This window comes from Marinobacter sp. G5_S1_61_S3 (assembly GCF_054968585.1).
On sequence record NZ_JBQKUK010000022.1, the window covers coordinates 24821 to 47038 of the forward strand.

General features: G+C 54.6%; 24 protein-coding genes and 2 pseudogenes. 14 read left to right on the plus strand and 12 right to left on the minus strand.

What is annotated here, in order from left to right; all coding sequences use genetic code 11:
• Positions 1-76: 76 nt before the first annotated feature.
• Positions 77-1138, minus strand: a complete 1062-nt coding sequence (locus ACTRWH_RS18565) for a serine hydrolase (protein ID WP_228210728.1) — start codon at positions 1136-1138, stop codon at positions 77-79.
• Positions 1139-1330: 192 nt separating this feature from the next.
• Between ACTRWH_RS18565 and ACTRWH_RS18570 the strand changes: the two genes are divergently transcribed.
• Positions 1331-2506, plus strand: a complete 1176-nt coding sequence (locus ACTRWH_RS18570; RefSeq protein WP_228210727.1) for a DUF418 domain-containing protein — start codon at positions 1331-1333, stop codon at positions 2504-2506.
• Between the two features lie 15 nt (positions 2507-2521).
• On the opposite strand, the gene ACTRWH_RS18575 is transcribed toward ACTRWH_RS18570, so the two are convergent.
• The 8 genes and pseudogenes from ACTRWH_RS18575 to ACTRWH_RS18610 all read right to left on the minus strand — a co-directional run.
• Positions 2522-2752, minus strand: a complete 231-nt coding sequence (locus ACTRWH_RS18575) for a DUF2798 domain-containing protein (protein WP_036208309.1) — start codon at positions 2750-2752, stop codon at positions 2522-2524.
• A 3-nt stretch (positions 2753-2755) separates the two neighbouring features.
• Positions 2756-3052 carry a hypothetical protein gene (locus ACTRWH_RS18580; RefSeq protein ID WP_228210726.1) on the minus strand — a complete coding sequence of 99 codons (297 nt, stop codon included), beginning with the start codon at positions 3050-3052 and terminating at the stop codon, positions 2756-2758.
• Entirely contained in the window at positions 3049-3501 is a 453-nt protein-coding gene (locus ACTRWH_RS18585; protein WP_085680960.1) for a GNAT family N-acetyltransferase, read from the minus strand. The genes ACTRWH_RS18580 and ACTRWH_RS18585 overlap by 4 nt, the downstream gene beginning before the upstream one ends.
• A gap of 25 nt (positions 3502-3526) precedes the next feature.
• Entirely contained in the window at positions 3527-4435 is a 909-nt protein-coding gene (locus ACTRWH_RS18590) for a hypothetical protein (protein WP_085680958.1), read from the minus strand.
• Positions 4436-4613: 178 nt separating this feature from the next.
• Positions 4614-5156: a DinB family protein gene (locus tag ACTRWH_RS18595; RefSeq protein ID WP_085680956.1), complete on the minus strand. Its 543-nt coding sequence runs from the start codon at positions 5154-5156 to the stop codon at positions 4614-4616.
• Between the two features lie 70 nt (positions 5157-5226).
• Complete coding sequence (locus ACTRWH_RS18600) at positions 5227-6330, minus strand: DNA glycosylase AlkZ-like family protein (RefSeq protein ID WP_085680954.1); 1104 nt, start codon at positions 6328-6330, stop codon at positions 5227-5229.
• Between the two features lie 14 nt (positions 6331-6344).
• Positions 6345-7085 (minus strand): substrate-binding periplasmic protein, encoded by a 741-nt coding sequence (locus ACTRWH_RS18605; RefSeq protein WP_085680952.1) that lies wholly within the window; start codon positions 7083-7085, stop codon positions 6345-6347.
• 340 nt (positions 7086-7425) lie between these two features.
• Positions 7426-7776 (minus strand): annotated as a pseudogene (locus tag ACTRWH_RS18610) (transposase); the annotation flags it as partial.
• A gap of 340 nt (positions 7777-8116) precedes the next feature.
• Here ACTRWH_RS18610 and ACTRWH_RS18615 point away from each other — a divergent pair.
• From ACTRWH_RS18615 to ACTRWH_RS18670, 12 genes and pseudogenes are all read left to right on the plus strand, one after another.
• Positions 8117-9286 carry an ABC transporter substrate-binding protein gene (locus tag ACTRWH_RS18615; RefSeq protein ID WP_040474606.1) on the plus strand — a complete coding sequence of 390 codons (1170 nt, stop codon included), beginning with the start codon at positions 8117-8119 and terminating at the stop codon, positions 9284-9286.
• A gap of 108 nt (positions 9287-9394) precedes the next feature.
• The gene (locus ACTRWH_RS18620; RefSeq protein WP_007154320.1) at positions 9395-10258 is read left to right on the plus strand and encodes a branched-chain amino acid ABC transporter permease; all 864 of its coding nucleotides are present in this window, start codon (positions 9395-9397) and stop codon (positions 10256-10258) included.
• Between the two features lie 16 nt (positions 10259-10274).
• Positions 10275-11231 (plus strand): branched-chain amino acid ABC transporter permease, encoded by a 957-nt coding sequence (locus ACTRWH_RS18625; protein ID WP_085680950.1) that lies wholly within the window; start codon positions 10275-10277, stop codon positions 11229-11231.
• 2 nt (positions 11232-11233) lie between these two features.
• Positions 11234-12010 carry an ABC transporter ATP-binding protein gene (locus ACTRWH_RS18630; RefSeq protein ID WP_085680948.1) on the plus strand — a complete coding sequence of 259 codons (777 nt, stop codon included), beginning with the start codon at positions 11234-11236 and terminating at the stop codon, positions 12008-12010.
• Positions 12007-12720 carry an ABC transporter ATP-binding protein gene (locus tag ACTRWH_RS18635; protein ID WP_085680946.1) on the plus strand — a complete coding sequence of 238 codons (714 nt, stop codon included), beginning with the start codon at positions 12007-12009 and terminating at the stop codon, positions 12718-12720. The genes ACTRWH_RS18630 and ACTRWH_RS18635 overlap by 4 nt, the downstream gene beginning before the upstream one ends.
• Positions 12721-12816: 96 nt before the next feature.
• Positions 12817-13818, plus strand: a complete 1002-nt coding sequence (locus tag ACTRWH_RS18640; RefSeq protein ID WP_007152448.1) for a hypothetical protein — start codon at positions 12817-12819, stop codon at positions 13816-13818.
• A gap of 613 nt (positions 13819-14431) precedes the next feature.
• A complete protein-coding gene (locus tag ACTRWH_RS18645) occupies positions 14432-15064 on the plus strand; it encodes a Tn7-like element transposition protein TnsE (protein ID WP_085680944.1) in 633 nt (210 codons plus the stop codon).
• Positions 15065-15709: 645 nt separating this feature from the next.
• Positions 15710-16153 carry a MarR family winged helix-turn-helix transcriptional regulator gene (locus ACTRWH_RS18650; RefSeq protein ID WP_007152446.1) on the plus strand — a complete coding sequence of 148 codons (444 nt, stop codon included), beginning with the start codon at positions 15710-15712 and terminating at the stop codon, positions 16151-16153.
• Positions 16154-16448: 295 nt separating this feature from the next.
• Positions 16449-17399: a lipid A deacylase LpxR family protein gene (locus ACTRWH_RS18655; RefSeq protein ID WP_410174372.1), complete on the plus strand. Its 951-nt coding sequence runs from the start codon at positions 16449-16451 to the stop codon at positions 17397-17399.
• Between the two features lie 265 nt (positions 17400-17664).
• Positions 17665-18216 (plus strand): TolC family protein, encoded by a 552-nt coding sequence (locus ACTRWH_RS18660; protein WP_157665609.1) that lies wholly within the window; start codon positions 17665-17667, stop codon positions 18214-18216.
• 457 nt (positions 18217-18673) lie between these two features.
• Positions 18674-18862 (plus strand): annotated as a pseudogene (locus tag ACTRWH_RS18665) (hypothetical protein); the annotation flags it as partial.
• 184 nt (positions 18863-19046) lie between these two features.
• A complete protein-coding gene (locus ACTRWH_RS18670; RefSeq protein WP_007152442.1) occupies positions 19047-19514 on the plus strand; it encodes a GbsR/MarR family transcriptional regulator in 468 nt (155 codons plus the stop codon).
• 438 nt (positions 19515-19952) lie between these two features.
• On the opposite strand, the gene ACTRWH_RS18675 is transcribed toward ACTRWH_RS18670, so the two are convergent.
• The gene (locus tag ACTRWH_RS18675) at positions 19953-20267 is read right to left on the minus strand and encodes a hypothetical protein (RefSeq protein WP_157665608.1); all 315 of its coding nucleotides are present in this window, start codon (positions 20265-20267) and stop codon (positions 19953-19955) included.
• A gap of 74 nt (positions 20268-20341) precedes the next feature.
• A complete protein-coding gene (locus tag ACTRWH_RS18680) occupies positions 20342-20578 on the minus strand; it encodes a hypothetical protein (RefSeq protein ID WP_007152440.1) in 237 nt (78 codons plus the stop codon).
• Between the two features lie 383 nt (positions 20579-20961).
• On the opposite strand from ACTRWH_RS18680, the gene ACTRWH_RS18685 reads away from it, so the two are divergent.
• On the plus strand, positions 20962-21468 hold the full coding sequence (locus ACTRWH_RS18685; protein WP_227517748.1) for a helix-turn-helix domain-containing protein: 507 nt from the start codon (positions 20962-20964) through the stop codon (positions 21466-21468).
• A gap of 41 nt (positions 21469-21509) precedes the next feature.
• Here ACTRWH_RS18685 and ACTRWH_RS18690 read toward each other — a convergent pair whose 3' ends face one another.
• Entirely contained in the window at positions 21510-22124 is a 615-nt protein-coding gene (locus tag ACTRWH_RS18690) for a TetR/AcrR family transcriptional regulator (protein ID WP_085680932.1), read from the minus strand.
• Positions 22125-22218 lie beyond the last annotated feature (94 nt).

Consider the following 22218-nt stretch of genomic DNA (forward strand, 5'->3'; position numbering starts at 1 on the left):
GGTTTTGCCTTGGCTGGTTCGAGTTGTTTGAATCAGCCTAGCATGATTGGGTGAGTTTGGAATTGGGTGACGCGCCTTAATCTACGGTCCTCGTTAGCCCTGACTCATGCAGCGCCTTGCCAATCGCCTGATAGGCCCTTTCCGCTTGCGACAGTGCTGCATAATCGCGTGCGCAAACCGCGACGATAACCGCTTCATCGGGTGCCTGGGGGTTGAGCAGGCCGATATCGCAGGAGCGCGCCACCTGGGTGCCGGTTTTATGGGCGAAGTGGGTGCCCGCTGGCAAGCCCCCTGCAATCCGGTGATCACCCGTGGTTATTTCGGATAGATACCCCAGCAATTGGTCCGTGTGGGCGTCATTCAACAGTTCGCCCCTGACCAGTTGCTCCAGCAATGCCCCGAAGGCTTCGAGATTGCCTGAGTTGATTCCCCGCTGGTAATAGCGCTCAAAGGCTTCACGCACGCCTTTGGCATCCGCCTCTCTTGCAGTAATGTTGAGTTTTTCCAGCAACATATCGTACCGCGCCTGGTAGGTGCGGGCGGTTTTCAGATCGATGAAATCACGATTGGTCAGCACCGAAACACTGGGGTGAACTTCCCTGTATGCGTCGTAGCGCACCTGGAGGATCGTGGTAATCGGCCCCAGCCCTTCGGGAACCAGCCGTGCCACATCCTCTCCGAATGATTTCTCGCCAAGAAAACGTATCAACATGTCGGTTGCTGTGCTGTCACTGTCGACAATAGAGCGTCTGTTGAGCTCTTCCAGGCTGTAACGGGCACCGGGGTCCACCCAGAGCAGATCTCCAGTGCCATCCACATAATCTGCAGCCCGGAGAGTGAGTTTCTGCTCCAGATCCAGGCCTTCGTTCTCGGCACGTTGCATCAATACGATGGCTAGCGGAATTTTGACGGTAGAGGCCAGATACCAGTCCTGGTCGATGTTATGAGAAACCTTCTGACCCGTACCCAGATGACGGATGTAGACCCCGAGATCGCCAGAGAAGGTTCGGTCAATGCGTTCGATTTCTTTCTGCAGAGTCGGGGACCAGTCATCGGCCTGGGCCACAGAACCCAGGCTGAGAACGAAGAGGGCCAACAGTGCCGCACCGGCCTGCGAGAAGATAGGTTGCAGATTCATGGGGCTCCTGTTTGCGCCGGGTTACAAATGCTAAGGGTTCCAATGCTGCGTGCACAGTCCGACGGCTGTCAACGAACCGCCAGTTACGATCCGGTAGCCTTCAAGCGATCTTCATCTATTACCGCTAAACCTGATATGCGAAGGTTGCGTTTATACGGAAAGAACCCAACTGCGGCGCAGGGAGTATCCGAAATGGCGAGCAAAGGCGAACGTATTGACGGTCTGGATGCCCTTCGGGGCTTTGCCATCTTCGGTATCCTGCTGATTAATATTCAGGTGTTCTCGGGCTGGGGGTTCGTCTCCGCTGACACAAGGCAAGCGTTAACCTGGTCGGAATGGGACGAACCCATCGCCACCTGGCTGGACATCCTGGTGCGGGCCAAGTTCTATAGCCTGTTCTCCCTGCTGTTTGGTTACAGCTTCATGATGCTGGCCCAGCGGGTACAGCAAAGCCCCGTCCGCTATCACTTGCGGCGAATGCTGGGGCTGCTGGTTATTGGCACCGCCCATTCTCTGTTCCTATCCCCGTGGGACATCCTCATGCTGTACGGGGTAATGGGGCTTTTCCTGGGGGCCTTCCTGAACGTTCGCGCTCCAACGCTGGCTGCCTGCGGCGTTGCCCTGTTGGTATTCACCGGTGTGGCACTCTGGTTCGCGCCCCAGTTGGGGTTGGCGGATCTCGGAAGCGGCCTTTCACTGCGCCTGCTGCAGGACAATGTGCCGGCCCTGAGTGGGGGGAGTTACCCGGAGGTGGTGGAAGCTAATGCCTACCTCAGCGTCAGCGTGTTTCTGGATCGGATTGAACACCTGCGCCCCCTACGGGTGATGGCGATGTTTCTATTTGGCGCCGCTGCTGCCCGCCTGCACCTGGCGGAGCGCAATTCGGGCCATGTCCGGCTATTGATTGTGGTGGCACTGGTTGGCCTGGTGGTCGGCACCGCCCTGGCCATGGCCGAGGTCAAACTGGGTGAAGAGAGCCTGGCCCACAGGGTTGTAAGTTTGCTGGGCGGTGTAGGCGCTCCACCGTTGCTTGCCATGGGCTATGGTGCCGTTCTGCTGCTTTGGTGGCGGGGCAGGGGACGCTTGACCGGGGCGGTTCGCTCGGCCCTTGCGCCAACCGGTCGTATGGCACTCACCAACTACATTCTGCAGTCCGCCGTCTGCATCTGCGTGTTCTATGGCATGTGGGGCGACCGCTTCGCCTCACTCTCGCTCGCAGCGCTGATGCTGTATTCAACGGTATTTTTCATCGCCCAGATGATCTTCAGCGCCGTCTGGCTGCGGCTGTTCACCCAAGGGCCCCTGGAATGGCTCTGGCGCTGGCAGATGAAGCGCAAGCGGCCGAGGTTGCTCCGAGCAGAGGCATAGAAATAGAAATAGAAATCAAGCCTCGTCCTTCAACGCCAGGCTGACCAGCTTGTGAACCACGGGCGACACCAGCATGATGGTGGGAAAGGCGACGACAAACGCAAAAAGCCAGGCATTCAGCCAGATTGAAACGATATTGCTGGTCCACCCCACGTTAAAAACGCTGATCACCAGCGACATGATGCAGGACATCAACAGTGACATGAAAAACGAAAATACGATTCTGTGATATTTGCGGTCAATCATTCTTTATCTCTTCAATACATTGGTAGAGTCCGGCAAGGGTTCCCCAGGGCAGTTCAGACTCTTTATCGTTTTTTCCTTCAGCCAGATCGTCTCACCCTGATATGGATGTTTTCTCCAGTCTTCTGTCACCTCAATACAAAAGCCGGGCAAATCAGGCAGGCGCTTGATAAAGGTTTTTGGATAACCTTCGGGCTTTTCACCAATGATGGCAGAATCCGAGTTCTTCAGATCGACGGCTGGTTGTTGCGATGCACAACCAATAAGGCCTATGCCCAAAAGTATGGTGAAAATGCACTTCATAGCGTGGACCCATTCAGGCCTTTCACATAAACATGAGTCGTCTTTGTATGCTCGAAACCGATAGACGGGTAAAACCCATGGGACTCCGAACGACTCACATTGGATCGTACCACAACCCGTGACAGCCCTTTGGCGCGGGACCAGTCTTCAACAGCCTGAACGAGCAAGCGCCCAACACCCGCCCGTCGAACATTGGCGCTCACAACCAGCCCAGTGATCTCAGAGGTAAACAGCTCACGGATAGAAATACGCCTCTCGGCGACCGCCCACCCAACCACTGCGGCATCTGAAATAGCTACCCATATCTGATGGCTCGGGGATTCCAGTAATGCCATGAGCCATTCCCGAGCCTGGGATTCGTTGACGGAGTAACCCCATTCCAGGATCAGGCCGCGTATCTCTGATAGGTGCTCAGTTCTTCCTTCTGTGATCGAGACTTCTACATTCATTCAGTATGCCTACGGAGTGATGAATCTAATCCATATCGGGATTCGCGCATTCCAAGGTCGCTTCGACCTGCAGGTCGGGCCAAGGATCGGAAATGTCGGTGGCTCCGCAGCGCGGAGGTACAAGAGAAGCAGGGTCACTGGGAGACAGGCTCGCAGACCATTCTCCTTGCGGGTGGCCATTAAAGGCGTCAGTGCGTTGCCCCGGTTCCAGCGTGACCGGGCCGACTGCCGGGTTGTTCGTACGTAGCTGGATGGTGTGGCCCGTTGTGTTACGCACATTGACAACCCGCACGTTGTCGCTGGCATATCGACGCTCTCTCCAGCCAAATTCCTCATCAAGATCGAGCGGTAGCCATCCCGGATTTGCACCGGTGCACACAAACGGAAACTCATAGACCGGGGTGGATGGCGGGGTGAGTTGCACCATTTCTGTGGTTCCCGCCATGGTGTAGTTTTCGCCTTCAAAACTGACCTGGCCGTTGAAAATAGTGGTGGCGGTGGGCATAACGGTCCGCGAGCCGGCTAATTCCTCGTTCTCGTTGTTCACCGGTGGGGTAAGCGTGAGCGTATCTGCGGTAACGGCCAGTTCGAACGGCGGGTAGCATCCATTATGGTTCGGGCAGGACTGCGCAATGCCGGTCGGAAACGAGGAAGGACAGCAAAACCCATCAATGCAACTGCCATCCGTAGGGCATTCAGCCGTGCTGCTGCAGCTAGCGTCGGACGTGTAATCCTCGCCCAGAACAACGCAATGAGATCGATCACGCGGGATATTGCCGACATCCCAGCTGACGGTTACTTCATCGCCCGGGCAGAACAGCTTGGGCTCAACTTTTAGATGGGCAGGATCGCCGGGTAGACCGCCGGTTTTCACAGCACAGGCGCTTAGGAGAAGCAGGGCAGGCAGACAAATCTTGAGTAGTTGGGCAGACATTGTTTTCTTCCTTAATCATTACCAATCGTGATTATTCCCAGTACGAATGGTGCTGCACTTCTTGCTCCTATATTGGGGCGCAGCTAACCCTTCACCACTTTGAGTGTAGACGTGATTTTCTATCCTGAGGCCAGCGTGGCTATTTGCCAGTCCGGAGTCACCTCAATACCGGCTTTGGTTATACCTGCGTTTCATCTGGAATCAGTGCTAACAGGTCGGTAACGCCAACATCCACGCCCATCTGCGACAGCAACGTTGAAACTTGCCCGCGGTGGTGGGTTTGATGGTTGAAGAAATGAAGAACCAGGATTGAATACCGCTTACTGGCAGGAATACCTTTCATGTTGTGGTAGGTGAGAACAAAATCCAGGTCCTCTTCTGAAAGCAGGGATGTCCATTCGATTATCTGGCGATCCAGCCAGATCCGGTGTTCCTTCAAGCCGTCCAGGTCGTCAAAGACAATCTGATCCAGGCTCTTAGGGTTTTCAAGATCAACGACAGCCTGAAATGAGTCCAGGCAGGATGGGTGGGTCACAAACCGTTTGAGCCAGACGGTGTCAGCCACAACGATGTGATTGAGCGTTCCCAGAATGGAGCCGAAGAAGGCCCCACGGTCCTTGGTTAGCTCCGAGGCGGAGAGGCGACCGGCCGCTTCGTAGACCTTTGCGTTCATCCACTGATTGTAAGCGGCCAATAATTGGAAATGTTCTTTCAGACCCATCGGGGCTTCTCCCTGGTGGAGGGTGTCACTTCAAGTACACTGCTCTCATTCTACGCACGCACACCGAGCCTCACAGCGAAAGAAAGCGCTCGAGGCGTACCCGCTCGTCCTGCAACGCTGGATTGAACGCGGTGTCGTCTGGGGCATGTCCGCGCACATACCCTGGCTCCAGCTCCAATTGCCCATCACGTACGGAGGCATTAGCCCAGCCTATGACATGACCGCGCCACAGCATAGGTAGTGCATAGTAACCACGCACCCGTTTTGGCGCCGGAGTGTAGGCCTCAAAACGGTAGGCCCAGCCCCAGAAACGCTCAAAGCGATCGCGGTCCCAAACTAAAGGATCGAAGGGCGCCAGTAGGCGCAGGCGGTCATCCAGCACATTGTCACTCGCAAAGCGGCGGCTGCCAGGATTCTCGCCGATGGGCCAAAACCAGCGACAGCCATCGACTGTCGCCTGGGGCAGGCGAGCCTTTGCACGCGCGAGAGCTTCACGTCGACGCTCGCGCCACTGCGGGACTGCTGAAGAACTCACGCTCGTTACCAGGCGGCTGAGCGTAGCCGCAGGCAGCGGGGCATACTTTGCGACTGCGACGTCGACCAATGCGTCCAGTGTGGTATCCGGGTTCACCGCGTCGTGCTCATCAGCGAGCGGCGGCGCATACAGGCGTACCCCGGCTTCGCGCTTTGCCACACGCAGCAGCCCACGATAATGCATGCCGTCCAAGAGCTGCGTACTGGCACGGCTATTACCGCCGAACCAATTCTTGGTGGTGCCATGCTCGAAGGCTGAGTCCACCTCGCGCGGGTGAACGACACCACGGCTATGCACAAATTCCTGCACCGCCTGCGCCTGTTCCCAGCGTGAGCGTGGCCACTCGGTGCGCGCCGTGCGCGGGTGCATAAGGCGCTGCGTGGTGCGGGGCAGAACCCCGTAGTTGATAAAGAAATCTTCCTCGACCGCCAGGCGCGGGTAGCGAGCCTCCAGGTCACCCGCCTGGTAGTCGATAACACGATGGCGGAGCGTCAAATCCTGCGCCCGTGCCGGCGCTCGTATTGGGTCGAGCTGGACAAAACCCAGTTTATTGATCGCACGTGACAAAGTGGTCGGCTTGAAGAGACTGCGCGAGATGGCGTAGCGGCGCAAATGATCCATGGTGAGGGGAGCGGTCATAGTAATCAGTTGCCTTACTTGTCCGGCTGAATCGAGATGTGCCGGTCCGGCGGCGGCAGTTTGGGTAGCATGGCTTCCGCATCAACCGTGTGGGTAGCGAAAAAAGCTTCCGCCGCTTCAATCAGAGCCGCCTCGGTTTTGAGGATACCAAGATAGACCGGCCATTCGGCGTCGATCAGTTCCGTGCTGTAAAAGTTCGGATCGACTTCCACCAACTTTGCAAGAAACCGGAACTCCATTTCGTTCATGACGGCGTAATCGCAGCGTTTGTTCAGAAACATGCCCAGCATCTGTTGGGCATTGTAAGAGTCATGGCGGGCCAGGTTGGTACCAATCCGCCGCTCAAGTTGATCACTGTAGACAAACCATTTTCGCAGACAGATGCTGCCATCAAGATCATCGAAGGAGGCCGGTTGCCGGCCAGGTTGTGCGAACAGACGATCACGCCAGGTTAACACCGGTCCGACGGCGTGCATCCGGCTTGGTAGCGGCATCCACAACGGGTTGGCAAAAACCGCGTTGGCTTGTCCTTTTTCCAGGGCCCAGGCCTGGCGCTTGCGCGGCATCGGGCGAAAACCGGCTGTAATACCGGCTTCCAGGCTGAACTCATTGATCACCTCGACCAGAATGCCCTTGTTAAGGTTGTCACCGTAATAAAACGGCAGAAAACCCTCGTCCGACCCCATAATTTCGAGCGTTTGGGAAGAAACTGGAAGGCACCAGAATGCCACGATGATCAGCAAGCCTACTCTCATGAAAACTCCTCTTATGCTCCGATCCTAGGCTAGGAGCGCCTACTGTACCGGGGTAAGTCCACATTGAGAAATTCGCACGCGAGTTTCGTCTCGGCGAGCGGGTCGAGCTCATCGTCTATCAGGATACTAAGAAGTTGCTGTCAATCCTCACGCGGTTCGTGAAAGTCGCGAACGAGTAGAGACCAAACGATCGAGGCTGACTGATCCGATTCGGGCGCAAAGTGCAGAATGAGATGCTCGCGGGCATTGGCCTTGAGGGGCTTCCAGATCGGATTACCGCGCCGACGGCCCGTGTATCCGAGGAAGTTTCGGCCTTGGCCACCGAAGGCGAGAAGCTGGATCAGAAAGCCGGCAATGCAGCCGATAAAATTCGGAAACTATAGCAGTCCATTGAAGCCTTCCGCGATTCACTTGCGGAAATAATAGTGGCATCGACAATCCTGCCTTCACGCAATATCAGGCCGTTTTTCTCCAAATGCTTGTTTACCTCTTTGACCAGTACCTTGCCAAGGCTGGGCTGCTCCAGTAAATGACGGAAGTTGAGAATGGCGTTCTCGTCCGGCAAACGGTCCAGTCTCAGATCAGCGAAGTGCCGCATGGATTCGATCTCGTACAGAGCGTCTTCCATCGCCAGGTCGCTCAGGTTATAGAGCAACTGCATGCAGTGGGCTCGCTGCATCGCAGACAACGGGTACGGAGGTCGTCCTTTCGGGCCCTTGGGGTAATAACGAGCTACCTTCCTCTCTAACTGCTTCTAGGGAATCAATTTGTCCATTCGCTCCAGAAAAATTTTTGCGGCGGCTCTTCTGCTTCTTAGTCTGGTACTCGGTTTCGGAGAAGGTGATCTGGTCCATGGTGGCAACGAATCCTGTGCAGTTGACGATGTTCGTTATATCGCTGATTTTGGGGACTAATTCTGAAACTCTCTAAGTAACTGCAATGTGGGGATAAGATCTGCACAGAAGGGATATCAACCTCAAGCGAAATGCTTTCCAATAGAAGCACTAAAATAAGAGTTGGAGCACTCAAAAATGAATAAGTTTAAAACCTATTTCGTAATGCTAGTGTTGGGATATTTTATGAGCATGGCTACAAATACCGCGCTCGCATCTTCCGATATAAAAATTGGAGTAATGCAGCCATTGAGTGGGGTATATGCTGGACCGGGCCAGTCTGGGCTTGATGGTTTTTTGCTTGCACTGAAACCATATACGAATAACTCTCATCAAAATTCAATCGAAGTAATTACACTTGACACGGAAGCCAAGCCTGCGCGAGCTCCGGAATTAGCAACATCCCTACTTATGCAACACAAAGCAGATTTCATTTTTGGGCCAGCTCACTCTGGCGTAGCAATGGGGATGATCAAGGTGCTGCGAGGCAAGGATACCGTGATGATTATTCCGAATGCCGGCGCTGCCGCCGCCACCGGATCGCTTTGTTCGCCGAACATTTTCAGGACCTCCTTTTCTTCTTGGCAGCCGTCCTACCCCATGGGTAAGGTTGCTCTCGATAAGGGCTACAAGGACGTGTACCTAATTAGCTGGAATTACGGTATGGGTCGAGAAAGCTTGGAAGCCTTCGAAGAGTCCTTTGAGGCTGGTGGCGGCAACGTAGTTAAGAAGGTATTGATGCCTTTTCCATCCACCAACTTTCAGCCACACATCAGTGACATCGCCGCCCAAGATCCCGATGCCGTATTCGTATTCTTTGCGGGCGGCGGCGCAGCCAAGTTTGTCAAAGACTACGATGCGATGGGCTTGCGCGGCAAAATCCCGCTGTTAGGTTCGGGCTTTCTCACCGAGGGCACGTTGGAAGCTCAAGGCGAAGCAGCCGAGGGCGTGCTTACAACCCTCCACTATGCCGAGCAGTTGGATGTGCCAAAAAACCTGGAGTTTAGAGAGACCTTCCATACCGAGTATGGCCACTATCCGGACATCTACGCAGTCCAAGGCTATGACGCAGGCCAAGCTATCATCAAAACCATCAACCTGCTTGACGGAGACGTCAGCGACAAACAGGCAGTGATCAACACCATGGAAAAACTGACCATCAACAGTCCGCGCGGTGACTTCACTTTCTCCCGGGCCCATAACCCAGTGCAGAACATCTATCTGCGGGAAGTGAAAAACGGCGTGAACGTAGTGGCCAGCGTGGCAGCGGAAGCTCTGGAAGATCCGGCACGAGGCTGTAAGCTCTGATCCGCCTGTAAAACACACCCCGGCCCGCCAACAACGGACCAGGGTGTCTCATGAAAAACACCCTCTCGGACCCGGCATGGGTCCGCTGCAACATCGCTGGGTACCTCTATGACGACCGAACTCTTCTTCGTGCAACTTATCAACGGGATTCAGTACGGCTTGCTACTGTTCCTGATTGCCTCCGGACTGACGCTGGTGTTTGGCGTTATGGGCATCCTGAACCTGGCCCATGGTTCCATGTACATGGTGGGCGCGTACCTAGTGTGGTACTTCGTCACCGTCACCGGCAGCTTCACCGTTTCGGCGGTGATCTCGGCCATCATCGCGCTGACTCTGGGCATCCTGATCGAGCGGGTGCTGATACAGCGGCTGTATAATCGCAACCACTTGGACCAGGTGCTGCTGACCATCGGCATGATCTTCGTGTTCAATTCGTTGCAGAGCATCCTGTTCGGTAACGATCCCTACGGCGTGGCCGTGCCCGGCGCGCTGGGCGGGGGTATTCCGTTTACCGACAACTCCAGCTATCCCATCTACCGCATATTCGCAGCCCTGATCTGCGTAGCCATCGCCGGCGCGCTGTATTACGTGGTGCGCAGCACCCGGCTGGGCATGCTGATCCGAGCTGGGGAGTCCAACCGGGAGATGGTGGAAGCCCTGGGCGTCAACATTAAAAGCCTCTACACCATCGTGTTTGCTATCGGCGTCATGCTGGCGGCTGTCTCCGGCATCATCGCCGCGCCCATGCGCTCGATCGTGCCGGGCATGGGCGAGAGCGTTCTGATTACCTGTTTTGTAGTGGTGGTCATCGGTGGCATGGGCTCGATCACGGGTGCATTCGTGGGCGCCTTGCTGGTGGGCCTGATCAGCACTTTCTCATCAGTGCTGATGCCGAGCATGTCCAACATGATTATCTACATCTTTATGATCCTGGTGCTGCTGGTAAAGCCCCAGGGCCTGTTCGCGAAGTAGTAAGCGGGAGCCGATCATGATTTTCGAGAAACGCACCGAGCGAATCCTCGTTCCGATGTTCTTCGTGGTGACTCTGTTCGTGCCACTGTTCCTGGAGTCCAACTCCTTTTTCGTGGATAAGGTGACGACCATCATCATTCTATCCATCTTCGTGATGTCCCTGGACTTCCTGGTAGGCCGTGTCGGCCTGATTACCCTGGGCCACGCGCTGTTTTACGGTCTGGGTGGCTACCTGTTTGTCATCCTGTCACCGGAATACGAAGCGGTGAACTTCTGGGTCTACAGCTTCTATATCTGCGGCTTAGCGGCCTTGATCGCTCTGGTGACCGGCGCCGTGGTGCTCCGGACCACGGGTATTTACTTCATTATGATCACCCTGGCGATCTCCCAGATGATGTTCTATTACTTCTTCGACTCGCTGGACTTCGGCGGTGACGACGGTGTGTTCATCTTCATGAAGCCCGAGACCAGCATCTTTGGCCTCAGTTTCCTGAACCTGGATGACCCGCAGCACTTCTACTACTTGGCGCTGTTCTCCCTCTTCAACACCCTGGTGTTCTTCAAGGTGCTGCTGCGTTCGCGCTTCGGCCGAATCGTCGAGGCCACCAAGCAGAATCCGGACCGCACCGAAGCCCTGGGCTACAACATCTTCGCTTTCCGGATCACGTGCTATGTGATTGGCAGCACCCTGGGCGCTTACGCCGGCTTCCTGTTCGCCTTGCAGTATGGCTTCGTGAATCCGTCCTTCCTGGCCTGGGAGATGTCGGGCACGGCGCTGGTCATGTCCATCTTGGGCGGTCTGGGCACCATCTACGGCGCCATCCTCGGCACCTTCGCCTATGAGGGCTTGCAGTACTTCTTCGAGCACCTGACCGAGGAATGGCTGTTGTTCATGGGCTCCGCCATCATCCTGATGGTCATGCTGCTGCGCAAAGGCATTGCTGGCTACCTCGAAAAGCTTCTGGAGAAATAACCATGGCTAACGACATCGTTCTGGAAACCGAAGCCCTGAGCAAATACTGGGGCGGCATCAAGGCCCTCAACGACATCAGTTTGCAGTTCCGGGACCAGCAGCTGCACGGCGTGGTCGGCCCCAACGGCGCTGGCAAGAGTACTCTGCTGAACATGCTTTGCGGCACCCTGAAGCCCACCTCCGGCTGTATCTTCCACAAGGGCCAGCGCATCGATACCCTGAAGCCCTGGAAATTCGTCCGGCGTGGTATCGGCCGGAGCTTCCAGAAGACCAACATCTACCCGGAAGTGACCTGCCTGGAGAACTGCGCCATTTCGGCCCAGCGCCGCTTTGGCGGCAACTTCAACCTGTTTGTCTCCCGCCACGGCAACGAGCTAGTGCGCAAGGCAGCCGAGCAGGCCCTGGCGCAGGTGGGCCTCGAGGACCGGACCCACACTATTGCCGCCGAGACCTCCTATGGCGAGCAGCGCCAGCTGGAAATCGCCATGGTGCTGGCGACCGAACCCTGCATCCTGTTGCTGGACGAACCCATGGCCGGCATGGGTCACGAGGAGTCCCAGCGCATCATCGAGTTGCTCAAGGAGCTCAAAAAAACCTACTGCATCGTACTGGTGGAGCACGACATGGATGCCATTTTCGAGCTCTCAGACCAACTCACAGTACTGGATAACGGCTGTCACCTGATAACCGGCACGGTAGATGAGGTAAGGGCCGACCCGCAAGTGAAAGAAGCGTATCTGGGAGCGGAAGAGGACGATGCAAAGGAGCGGGTAGCATGAGTACGGCACTGCTGGAAATCAAGAACATCCATACCCTGTATGGGCGCAGCCACATCCTGCACGACCTCTCGTTTCGGCTCGACAAGGGCCACTCATTGAGCCTGATGGGCCGCAACGGCATGGGCAAGACCACCACCCTTAAGTCCATTCTTGGCATCGTGCCGCCCCGTAGTGGCCACGTGTATTTCGATGGCGAAGACATCGGCAGGCTGCCTACCTGGAAACGCATGCGCCGGGACATCGCCTACGTGCCTGAGGGGCGGGGCATTTTCCACAACCTGACGGTGAAGGAACATCTGCAGATGGCGGCCCGTCCCGGCAGTAATGGCCAAGCCAGCTGGGACTACGATAGGGTGATGGAAACCTTTCCGCGCTTGCAGGAACGGTTGTCCAACCTGGGCACCGAACTGTCCGGGGGCGAACAGCAGATGCTGGCCATCGGCCGAGCCTTGGTCACCAACCCGCGCCTGATGATCTTGGACGAGGCCACTGAAGGTCTGGCACCACTTATTCGCCAGGATATCTGGAACGTCATTGCCACTATTCGGGAGTCCGATATCTCCACTCTGGTGGTGGACAAGAACATCACGGCGCTCAAAAAATTGTGTGACCGTCACGTGGTCCTGGTCAAGGGAAGAGTGCACTTCGACGGCAGCTCGGCAGAACTTGACCGGAACCTGGAAAAGGTTGAAAGGGCATTGAGTTTATAGATTTACAAGAAACGGATAAGAATAGTCATCTATCGGATAGTTAACATTGCTCAAATTGGCGATTCTTGGTTTTCAATAAAATGGAGAAATAAAACCATGAACTATCGAAATTCTTCGCTGACATTTATGATCGCGTCCAGCCTCGGAGCCGTACCTGCAACCTACGCGGTTGATCTCGGCACCTACAACGACACCTCCTTCAGCGTCGCGGGATTCCTCAAGGCGGAGGGCATCTTCGAGGATCCCGAAAATGGTGATAGCCGCATTTTTGGTCGCGCCAACCAAAGCCGATTCAACTTGAAAACCGTAACCCAAAAGCAGGGACACACCGTGATAGGCTTCATAGAGGGAGACTTCTATGGGGGCGTCTATCCGGGCGAGAACAGCGACTGGCGTTTGCGCCACGCTTTTATCAAGATTGATAACACCACTGTTGGTCAGACTTGGACCGGCCAGTTCTGGGCTGTGGCCTTCACCGACTACCTCGACTTCTTGGGTGGCCCACGTGGCACCCTGGCCGGTTTGAACTTTCGTACTACTCTAGCCAGTTACGAGTTCCAGGGCCTGCGGGTAACTGCTCAGGATCCGGTATACGCTGATGCTGATATTCCTGATCTCGCCATCAATTACAACCTCAATCTGGAGGGTGGTCACAGGATTATCCTGACCGCCAGTGGCCGGGAAGTGGACAACGGGGATTTCGTCGCCGGCGCTGCCGTCGGCACCAAAGTCATGCTGGGTCGCCATAGTCTGAACCTCAATGCCCACTATGGTGAAGGTCTGGGCGCCTTTACAGGCGTAGGCGTGAACGGTTCCCTGTCCGACGACGTCGAAAATGGAGATGCTGTGAGCCAAGCCGGCCTGAATGCTGGTTTTCGCTATGTCTTCAACGATCAGTGGCGCGCCAATGTGGCTTACACCAAAGTCGAGGTGGACGACCAGGCAGAGACCGATTACGAGGGCCAACGCGTGAACTTGATTCATAACATCATTCCAGAGTTGGAAGTCGGGGTTGAATGGCGGAAGTATAACCTGGCTTTTGGCCCGCTGGCTCCGGAAGGGCAGCAGGTCGAAGTCATGGCCAAGTACGCGTTCTGAATTGATCGTTCAGAATTAGCGTTTTTGCTGTATCGAACTGCATCGAGCAGGGAGCGGGGCGCCCCCTGTTCCTCTCGACTTGGCCGGGTTTATTTCTTCAGCTCATCCAGAGATGATCGCTGCTCAGTAATCAAAAATAGATTTCGGTGCTGTCAAATTAACTAACGTCGAACCAAGTTGTGACCTTCCCGCCTTTGTCATGCCGCAGCCACTTTCCAATCCGAGAACGCACCTACAGTGAGTTTCCAGTAGTGCCCTGCACCGATCAAGTAACGGTCGAGACTAAACAACGTGTAATATGCAGCCCTGCGCCTGTTGGGGCGATTTGAATCAACGCATCGGCCTCTCCCGCACACCGGGGGTGGCTGATGCGATAGCTCCGCTTTGTTACTAGCATACTGGGCGCTGTTATGAATGACCTCCGGCACCATATCTCGGTGTGCGACTCCATAGATCCTCGATTTATCGGACAGAAAGAAGGTAACGGTGGGAGCCTTCAAGGGGCATCAACTCCCATTGACCAGCCACTGACTAATGATGAGGAATCTCCGTCATTGGAGGCCGGAGCCACATCCTTGATGTCCCACCGGTCAAACTTTCGTTTTCCCGTCCAATGATGACGGTCCGTAAAGCCTATAATGGCCGTCGCAGGCCTGGAGCAAGAGGTTCGGAAACCGCTAGTGAGCCAGGTGAGGGCCAACCGGAAATCATTACCGACGAGCCGACTATTCAGGGTAACTTGCCGGCGGGCAGATTTGATGCCGTTGACGATCAAAGTAATGATTCGCATCTTTATACTCGTAACTTTGACGCGTTTCCCGCAATGATTGAGTTGCTCGAAAATAGAGGATGCCGATTGCTGTTTGGGGGTATCAGGAAGCTGCCGGTGTTGAAAGACTACTCAAAACGCCTGCTGGCGGTCGGAAACCCCCGGTGCTTGTCGTATCGAGTATTGAACTACGCAAGCCGAAATTACGCACTCTTGGAAGTGGATAAGCCGGATATTAACAAAGGACTATCAATCCTCCTCTTAGAGCAGCCGAGGCCAGACTTTACCTGGCATGCAACTGTCGCGGAGTTGGAACAACGGCTCATCAAGAAGTCGTTGCGCTGGCCAACAACCTATCTGGACGAGACGTTTTCTGGTGCTTACAGGCGAATATCGCACCATGGAGTGCGAGCAAGAGAAACAATGGTTAGCAAAGTAGCGTATCAGGATGTAAAGGCCATTTGTTACTGGTCCTAGAAAATCTTAGCAGAGTTATTGTGAACTGACTGTCAGGCTACTTCGGGAACGTAATCGACCCTTCGGTCCGGTCATTATATGAACGGTCCGAAAATAGAGTTACGGAGACTCTGAAAAAGTTGCGTTCAGCAACCTGATGATTGGATAAAAATAGATGCTGGTGCAAGGCCGTTCAGATTGTCGCCTAGCACTTAGCGGGCAACCGCTGGGCTGGTTGGGGAGAAAGCTCAATCTGTATCAAAACACGCAAGGCAAGCGTCTCATCATTTGTGGTCGACCGAAAAAATCGGTGTTGTAGACAGTAAGTCAGCATCCGGGAGCAAGTTCGTTGGCGTGCGCTTCAATCCAGCTTTGGCATAGAGCCCTTCGGTGAAATCGCGATCTCGATGTTGTAGACGGCGTGATCAGAATTGGCGCTCAGGTCTGTTACTGGGTCCCCTTGTGTCATCAGTGTCCGCTGAAGGCCTGCTGTCTCCGGAGGAGCGAGAAGTTCCATGTCTCACCGGAAGCTTATGAGCTGGCCCGGTAATCCGCGTGATGTTGCATATTGATCTGGCGGAAATCTGGTTAATGTGTAACTTACGTTTGCCCTAATGATTAGCTTACGATTTACTGTTACTGAATCATCGATAGCAGGGCAGTGACATGGATCAGAAAACCCCTCGAGATCAGTTTCTTTTCGCTAATGCCCGGGTAGCGAGGCGCTGGCGCAAGTTGTTGGATGAACGCCTGAATGACCTGGGGGTTACGCAGGCGCGCTGGTCCACCATGGTCTGCCTTCAGCGTAGTGGTGGATTGACCCAGCGGGAGTTAACCCACCTGATGGCCGTCGAGAATCCGACATTGGTCCGCCTGCTTGACAGCCTCGAGGAGCAGGGTCTCATTGAACGCCGGCCCAACATGCGTGATCGGCGGACCAAGCTGCTTTATCTCACCAATGCCGGCGAGCGTTTTATGAGCACATTAAATGAGCGGGCGAGTGTGTTGCGGCACGAGATGCTGAAAGACATTGAAAACACAGACCTGGAAGTTGCCCTGCGTGTTCTTGAACGGGTTATGGAGAATTCTGCCAACCTCAAAAATATTTGAGTCCGAGGCATTTTTCAGGTCCGAGCGAAAAAAATAGAGCCGGGGCGTTCCTCAAATTACAACGGTGCAGGACAATTCCACCACGGCTAGCTGTCAATAATTATCCGTGTTAGTTTTAGTTTGCACTGAACAATTTGAACGAGCAGCCGTCTCATCATTTTTGGCCGATCACCGAAAAGGTCAGTCAGCACCCGGGAGCAAGTTCTTTTGCAGCCGGTTTAACCCGACTTTGGCAGAGGGAACTTCCTTGAAATCTCGATGTTGCAGAAAATGTTATCGGAATTGGTGCTCAGGTCTGTTGCTGGGGTTCTTTGTGACATCAGCTTCCGCTGGAGGCCTGCTGTCCCTGAAAGTGGAAAACGATGCGTTTTCCGCCGGCGGCGATGGTCAATATACCAACGGCGCAGAGGTAATCTGGGCCTTCGAGCCGGCTGATCAACATTGGACCCGCCGTCTTGCGGATTTTATTCCGGGCTGGTCTGCCAGTAGTCTTGCCGGTGTAACTTACCGGTTTGGCCAACAGATCTATACGCCGGAAGACATAGAGGTGGAAGCGCTTATTGAAGATGACCGTCCCTATGCCGGCCTTTTGTTTGGCGGGATTTCGCTACTGAACGAAAGAAAGCTCGGCGGCTTGCGTTTGGCAGAAAATTTGTATATCGACGTGGGCATGGTAGGACCGGCTTCTGGTGCCGAAATGGTCCAACGAAATACCCATGAACTTATTGCGTCAGCCAAGCCGAGGGGGTGGGACAACCAGGTTGATAACGAGCCAGTCATCAATTTCGGTTACGAACGTGCCTGGTTTGTTCAGCAGGATTTCGCTGAGCTGACCGTTGAATACGGACCGTCTGCCGGGTTTGCGCTCGGCAACCTGTATACCTACGCTTCCAGTGGCCTTGGATTTCGTTTGGGGGAGGGTCTTGATCGTAGTTTCGGCATTCCGTCAGTCGCCCCTGCACAAGGCGGACAATCTTCATTTCGGCCTAATCGGGGCTTTAGCTGGTACGTCTTCGCTGCCGTTGAAGGGCGCTATATGGCACACAACCTGTTTTTAGACGGCAACAGTTTCGAGGACAGCCACTCGGTTGATAGCCGCGAATGGGTTGGCGACGCTCAGGTAGGTGCGGCATTGACCTGGGATCGCTGGCAGATCGCCTACACCTACGTGTGGCGCAGCGAAGAATTCGAGGAAAAGGACGGCTTCGATCAGTTTGGATCGATCGTTCTGTCTACCTGGTTGTAAGTAAAGGCATGGATCGAACGGTCTTTGAGTCTTTTGTCCATTCAGAGGTTAGTTATATGCAGGTAGAGAAGAGTTTGATGGCGCGTCTATTTGTTGCAAATGCAATGGAGGTGCTGCTGGGCCGGGATCCGCGTTAGATGATGGAGGATGTCATTACCGCGACCAATACGATCAATGCCATTGCACCCCTGCAGGCGTACCCGCCGGGCGGCCTGGGGATTTTTTGGTTTGACTCCCCGACATTGTTGCCGCCGAGCAAGAACTTGTGGCCAGAAACGCTGAAATCGGAGTTACCCATGCCGCCTTCCTGCCGACGATTTCGTTTACCGAGCTGCTGGGTCAACAAAGTGCCACCGGCGGCGATCTGTTCCAGGGATCCGCATCTACCTGGCAACTGGGGGTGGCGTTGGTCGGGCTATTGCTGGACTTCGGGCGCGCCGAGGCATTAGTCAATCAGGCGGAGGCACGTCAGCGCCAGGCTCTGATTGCCTACCGTCAAGCCATTCAGACGGTATTTCAGGAGGTGCTCGACGCCCTAGTAGGGCTGCGCGGCTCCGACGAGTGCCTGCAAACGCGGGCTCGACAAGTAGCAGCCCTGCGCAACACTACTGAACGTGCCCGGCTGCGTTTTGAAGGCGGTGCTTCCAGCTACCCGGAGGTCCTGGACGCTGAGCGACGCTGGTTCACGACCGAGCTCGACCTTGTAGCAACGAAACGCGACCGTTTGCGTTCGATGGTTAATCTCTATCGTGCCATGGGCGGCGTCTTCGGGGTGCTATTAACCGCGCAAACTGAGGCCAAAGAAACGGTTGATTAAGCGGTCAATACACCAGAACATGGAGAGTTGTGATGAGCTGCAGGAATTGGTGGGGAAAGCACACAATCAAAACTCTCCTGAGGGCTGGGTGGGTGCGTGGCCTGACCGCTTTAGTTGTCGTTGGCTTGGCAGCGTGGGTCAGGTGGTCTAAGCAGCCGGAAGAGTCGAGGCGGTTGAGATTAACATTGCCACCAAAACAGTCGGCCGGGTCAGGGATTTTCTGGCCGGTGAAGGAGAGTTTTTGAGAGCCGGCGATGAACTGGCGAGAATGGTACAACTGTCCTGGAGGCACAGCGCAGCGAGGCTCAAGCGCGTTTGCAGCGTCCGGATGGGCACAGAGCCAGTGGCCCAGAGGGAAGCTGAGAAGCAGGCTGTCGAGGCGCTCATTGCCCAGAGGCGAGAAGAGCTCGGCGCAGCGCATCGGCGCCTGGCGAGTAGCGAAGAACTTGCAGCCAAAGATGCCGTCCAGTGCATCATGCTTGCCTCGCCCAACACGCATTTCGTGGTGCTGGCCCAGGCGATCCTCTATCGTGGCGCGGGCTTCACCCCCGTCTGACCACAATTCCTGGCTATCGCCGTTGTCGGGGCCGCCCTTTTCGGATTTGCTCTCGCACGTTTCCGGCGGCCCCTTAACACCATGGCGTGATCAGTGCTTGGAAAAGCGCCAAGACGCGTTCAAGTGTACTGGCCCTTGGCAGGGCACGCCTGGCGAAGACCGTGCTCAATCAAGCCTGAGCTTGTAGGAATGCGACGCGACCGTTTAAAGTACGCGTTTAATCCGTATCGCATTTTGTTGGAGGACTGGCAGGGCCCGCACGGGCCCTCTGACTATGAAAATACTCACTGAATCAGACGCGCGCTTTATTGAACGCATGGGCCAGTTAGCCCAAGCAGAGGGGCTTTCCCGCATAGCAGGACAAATCTGGGCGGTCCTCATCGTGTCTGATGACCCGGTCAGTTCGTCAGAGTTGGTGGGTCTGTTGCGTGTCAGTAAGGCCAGCGTGAGTACAAATACCTGCTTTCTTGAACGGTTGGGCATTGTCGAACGTCGTTCAGCGTTAGGTGAACGGCAATATTTTTTCTCAATCCGTCCCAACCCTTATACTGCTTTCCTAGAAGGTCAGATTAAAAGATATGCGACCGCAAAATCGGTCGTCGCGGAAGCCAAGTCGACGATTACGAATGACCGCACTCGCGCCAAGCTTGCCGATCTGGAAAAGTTCTACGGCATGTATTACCAGAGCTTGAGCGATCTGTTGGAACATTTAAATGTTCAAGCCTCTGAGGATGAAAAATAGGGCATCGGGATGACCCTGTCAGTGCGGCGTATCGCCCTTGACAGAGGCAGACTGCCGTTCTTCCCGTCAACGGCAACGCCGAACATAGGTTCGCGGAGATGGCAGGTACGGTAGTGTGTTCAGTATTGTACGCGGTTCTCCCGGATTTTTTAGGTTTCAAGTTACAATCCGATTATCAGGAAATGGCTGCGAGGCGAGAGAATGAATGGGCCACGTTATTTATCTGTTCAAAAAGTCCAGCCCTGAGGCCGGCCTTATATCGGGTTTAATCAGTTTTGTGTTTAAGGCGACACATACCTGAGGTGAAGTTCATTCGGAGCGATTTCTATTGTCAGTTCCGTGTTTATGTCGATCACTAAGTTTACTACTCCATTAACAACTCCGCCGAATAGGCGGCAAAGAAGTCCGGTTCCGAAACTAAAAATTGCGGACTCTTCTTCAAGCAAACCCACCCACAGTTGCTTCACCCAAGAGGCAGGTCAGAAGCAATATCGGTTCAACGTTTCGTTGGTCGATAACTAGTTGCCCATCATCAAGGAAACTCATCGGGCCGGAAAGCTTCAGTCCATCGATTGGAAAACTGCGGAGGTTGTCCTCAAGGCGGGTATTGGCTAAACCACTCAGTCTGACATTCTGATACGGTGCATCAAGGTATACATCCGGCTCGGTCTCGAAAGTCAGCTCGCCATCTTTTTGAACAATTACGCCATTAATGAGATCGTCTCGGTTTTCGCCCTGGCAACGCATGCGCAAGACGAGAGGGCCTATGTCAAACTCTTGAGAGGCCTTTAAATCACTGGTTGCAAGTGCTGCCAGCAGTTGATTGCTCAGATCGACCCAGATGTTGCTGGGTGTGGTAAGCAGACCGAAGGACGCAACTTCACGCGTACTCGCATGCTGCCATCTTCGGCAACTGTTGGTTCACCCGCTATCTCAACATTCAGGTTTGCCGTCAGAAAGATAAATTTTTTGAACTCATCGCAAACTGAGGCACCTACTTTACAGCCAATCTGCCCGTTGTCCTCCAGAACCCCGCTACTGATCTCCGTGATGGTAAGCTTCATGGCATTTTCAGGGATTCCGCTAATCGCTTCAGGCTCTGCGGGATCCAGTTTCAGGTTAGTATTTACATCCCTGTCCGGGAGGTTTTTTCAGCGGCAGAGGTACGGATGCTCTGGTTATATCTATGGCAATAAATCGGTTTTCAAGCGATTGCCCGTCTGACGAAAGATCCCCAAGGCTCCTTCCCGGGTCGGCATACTGGCTAAGAAGTCTGGTGCACAGGGGGCACCCTGTTGATTGGTAATACCATCGGTCGGCACGTAACGGTAGGTTGTGCCTGGTTCCCAACTTTCAAGCGGTATGGCTCTTAGTTCACGGCCGTGTTGGCCGCCCTTTGCACGAGGCCGAAGTGTGCTTCGCCCAACCGAAGCTCAAGTATCACGCAATGTATTCGGACTTTTTGTCCGGGCAGATTCACTTTGATTGCAACCAGTTCAAATTCAGCTTGCCGATGGAATTATGTCGGGAACCGAACTCCTCCGCCAACCATGAAAATTATCGTCTGGCCATGCGACAGCGTGAAACCATGCTTGCGCAACTTCAGTCCGATAAACTGAGCTACCAGACCCGCCTGACGAAGATGATGTTGTCCCGACCGCCCGGAACGCTCAGTGAAGACGAAGCGGCAGCCTCTTTATTCATGAGCAAACGCACCCTGGCACGCAAACTCAAGCGCGAAGGCCGCAGTTTCCGAAAAATTCGCGACGAGATTCTGTCCCAGCAGGCAGCGACCTACTTGCATGACAGCCAACTGTCAATCGAGGCCATTGCCGCGTTGATGAACTATCACGACAGTGCCAATTTCAGACGCGCCTTCAAGCGCTGGTGTGACCCGTCCTCTGAGCAATTCAGGCAAAATGTCAGATCACAAACAGTGCATCCGTATGATTAGTGATCATAAACAGAGGCTACTTGCGTTTGTGAAGCCAGAACCTATGCCTGAACCCCTTTATTGATCACACCGTCCATAGCGATTTGCCAAATCAAATCACCAATGGCGTCGAGTGAATGAGCCCCGTTCGGGTCGAACCAGGTTGCAACCCAGTTGAGCGCCCCAAGGCCGATCAGGCGGAGCAATCGGCCGTCAACATTCTTCCGGATCACGCCCTGTTCAATCATTGTTTCGAGGATCTCAGCCCACAGGGACTCGTATTGGTCACGCAGTTCGATGATTTCCTCGCGAGCCTCCGGGCCGAGCGCTCGCCATTCAAACAGCAGCACGTAAACCGCGTCCGAATCTAGCAACAGGGCCCGCAGATGCGCTTTGATACAAAGACGCAATCGCTCAACTGGATCATCCGAACTGGCGTAAGCCGACTCGACCTCTGCGGTAACTAGGTCGACTCCCCGGCGCATCAGCTCGACAAGGAGCGCTTCCTTGGTACTGTAACGATAATACAGACTTCCGGGTAGCATATTGCAGGCATCGGCAATCTCCTTGAGCGAGGTCCTTTCGAATCCGCTCTCACGAAAAAGCCGGGCTGCGTTAGACAAAATATTGCCCTGATCGCCCAGTTTGCTTGTAGGAGTAATCTGTCTGTCAACCATGGCTTAAACATCTCCTCAGCAAGCCAGTTTTTTATTCATCAGAGCGGCCGCCACCAGACTCGTTTCACTGATGGTACGCCATTACACCGGCGGC

Bases quoted from the DNA above. Each gene is read 5' to 3' on its own strand.
- ACTRWH_RS18565 (WP_228210728.1), bottom strand. From the start codon at position 1,138: ATGAATCTGCAACCTATCTTCTCGCAGGCCGGTGCGGCACTGTTGGCC.
- ACTRWH_RS18570 (WP_228210727.1), top strand. From the start codon at position 1,331: ATGGCGAGCAAAGGCGAACGTATTGACGGTCTGGATGCCCTTCGGGGC.
- ACTRWH_RS18575 (WP_036208309.1), bottom strand. From the start codon at position 2,752: ATGATTGACCGCAAATATCACAGAATCGTATTTTCGTTTTTCATGTCA.
- ACTRWH_RS18580 (WP_228210726.1), bottom strand. From the start codon at position 3,052: ATGAAGTGCATTTTCACCATACTTTTGGGCATAGGCCTTATTGGTTGT.
- ACTRWH_RS18585 (WP_085680960.1), bottom strand. From the start codon at position 3,501: ATGAATGTAGAAGTCTCGATCACAGAAGGAAGAACTGAGCACCTATCA.
- ACTRWH_RS18590 (WP_085680958.1), bottom strand. From the start codon at position 4,435: ATGTCTGCCCAACTACTCAAGATTTGTCTGCCTGCCCTGCTTCTCCTA.
- ACTRWH_RS18595 (WP_085680956.1), bottom strand. From the start codon at position 5,156: ATGGGTCTGAAAGAACATTTCCAATTATTGGCCGCTTACAATCAGTGG.
- ACTRWH_RS18600 (WP_085680954.1), bottom strand. From the start codon at position 6,330: ATGACCGCTCCCCTCACCATGGATCATTTGCGCCGCTACGCCATCTCG.
- ACTRWH_RS18605 (WP_085680952.1), bottom strand. From the start codon at position 7,085: ATGAGAGTAGGCTTGCTGATCATCGTGGCATTCTGGTGCCTTCCAGTT.
- ACTRWH_RS18615 (WP_040474606.1), top strand. From the start codon at position 8,117: ATGAATAAGTTTAAAACCTATTTCGTAATGCTAGTGTTGGGATATTTT.
- ACTRWH_RS18620 (WP_007154320.1), top strand. From the start codon at position 9,395: ATGACGACCGAACTCTTCTTCGTGCAACTTATCAACGGGATTCAGTAC.
- ACTRWH_RS18625 (WP_085680950.1), top strand. From the start codon at position 10,275: ATGATTTTCGAGAAACGCACCGAGCGAATCCTCGTTCCGATGTTCTTC.
- ACTRWH_RS18630 (WP_085680948.1), top strand. From the start codon at position 11,234: ATGGCTAACGACATCGTTCTGGAAACCGAAGCCCTGAGCAAATACTGG.
- ACTRWH_RS18635 (WP_085680946.1), top strand. From the start codon at position 12,007: ATGAGTACGGCACTGCTGGAAATCAAGAACATCCATACCCTGTATGGG.
- ACTRWH_RS18640 (WP_007152448.1), top strand. From the start codon at position 12,817: ATGAACTATCGAAATTCTTCGCTGACATTTATGATCGCGTCCAGCCTC.
- ACTRWH_RS18645 (WP_085680944.1), top strand. From the start codon at position 14,432: ATGATGACGGTCCGTAAAGCCTATAATGGCCGTCGCAGGCCTGGAGCA.
- ACTRWH_RS18650 (WP_007152446.1), top strand. From the start codon at position 15,710: ATGGATCAGAAAACCCCTCGAGATCAGTTTCTTTTCGCTAATGCCCGG.
- ACTRWH_RS18670 (WP_007152442.1), top strand. From the start codon at position 19,047: ATGAAAATACTCACTGAATCAGACGCGCGCTTTATTGAACGCATGGGC.
- ACTRWH_RS18680 (WP_007152440.1), bottom strand. From the start codon at position 20,578: ATGAAGCTTACCATCACGGAGATCAGTAGCGGGGTTCTGGAGGACAAC.
- ACTRWH_RS18685 (WP_227517748.1), top strand. From the start codon at position 20,962: ATGTATTCGGACTTTTTGTCCGGGCAGATTCACTTTGATTGCAACCAG.
- ACTRWH_RS18690 (WP_085680932.1), bottom strand. From the start codon at position 22,124: ATGGTTGACAGACAGATTACTCCTACAAGCAAACTGGGCGATCAGGGC.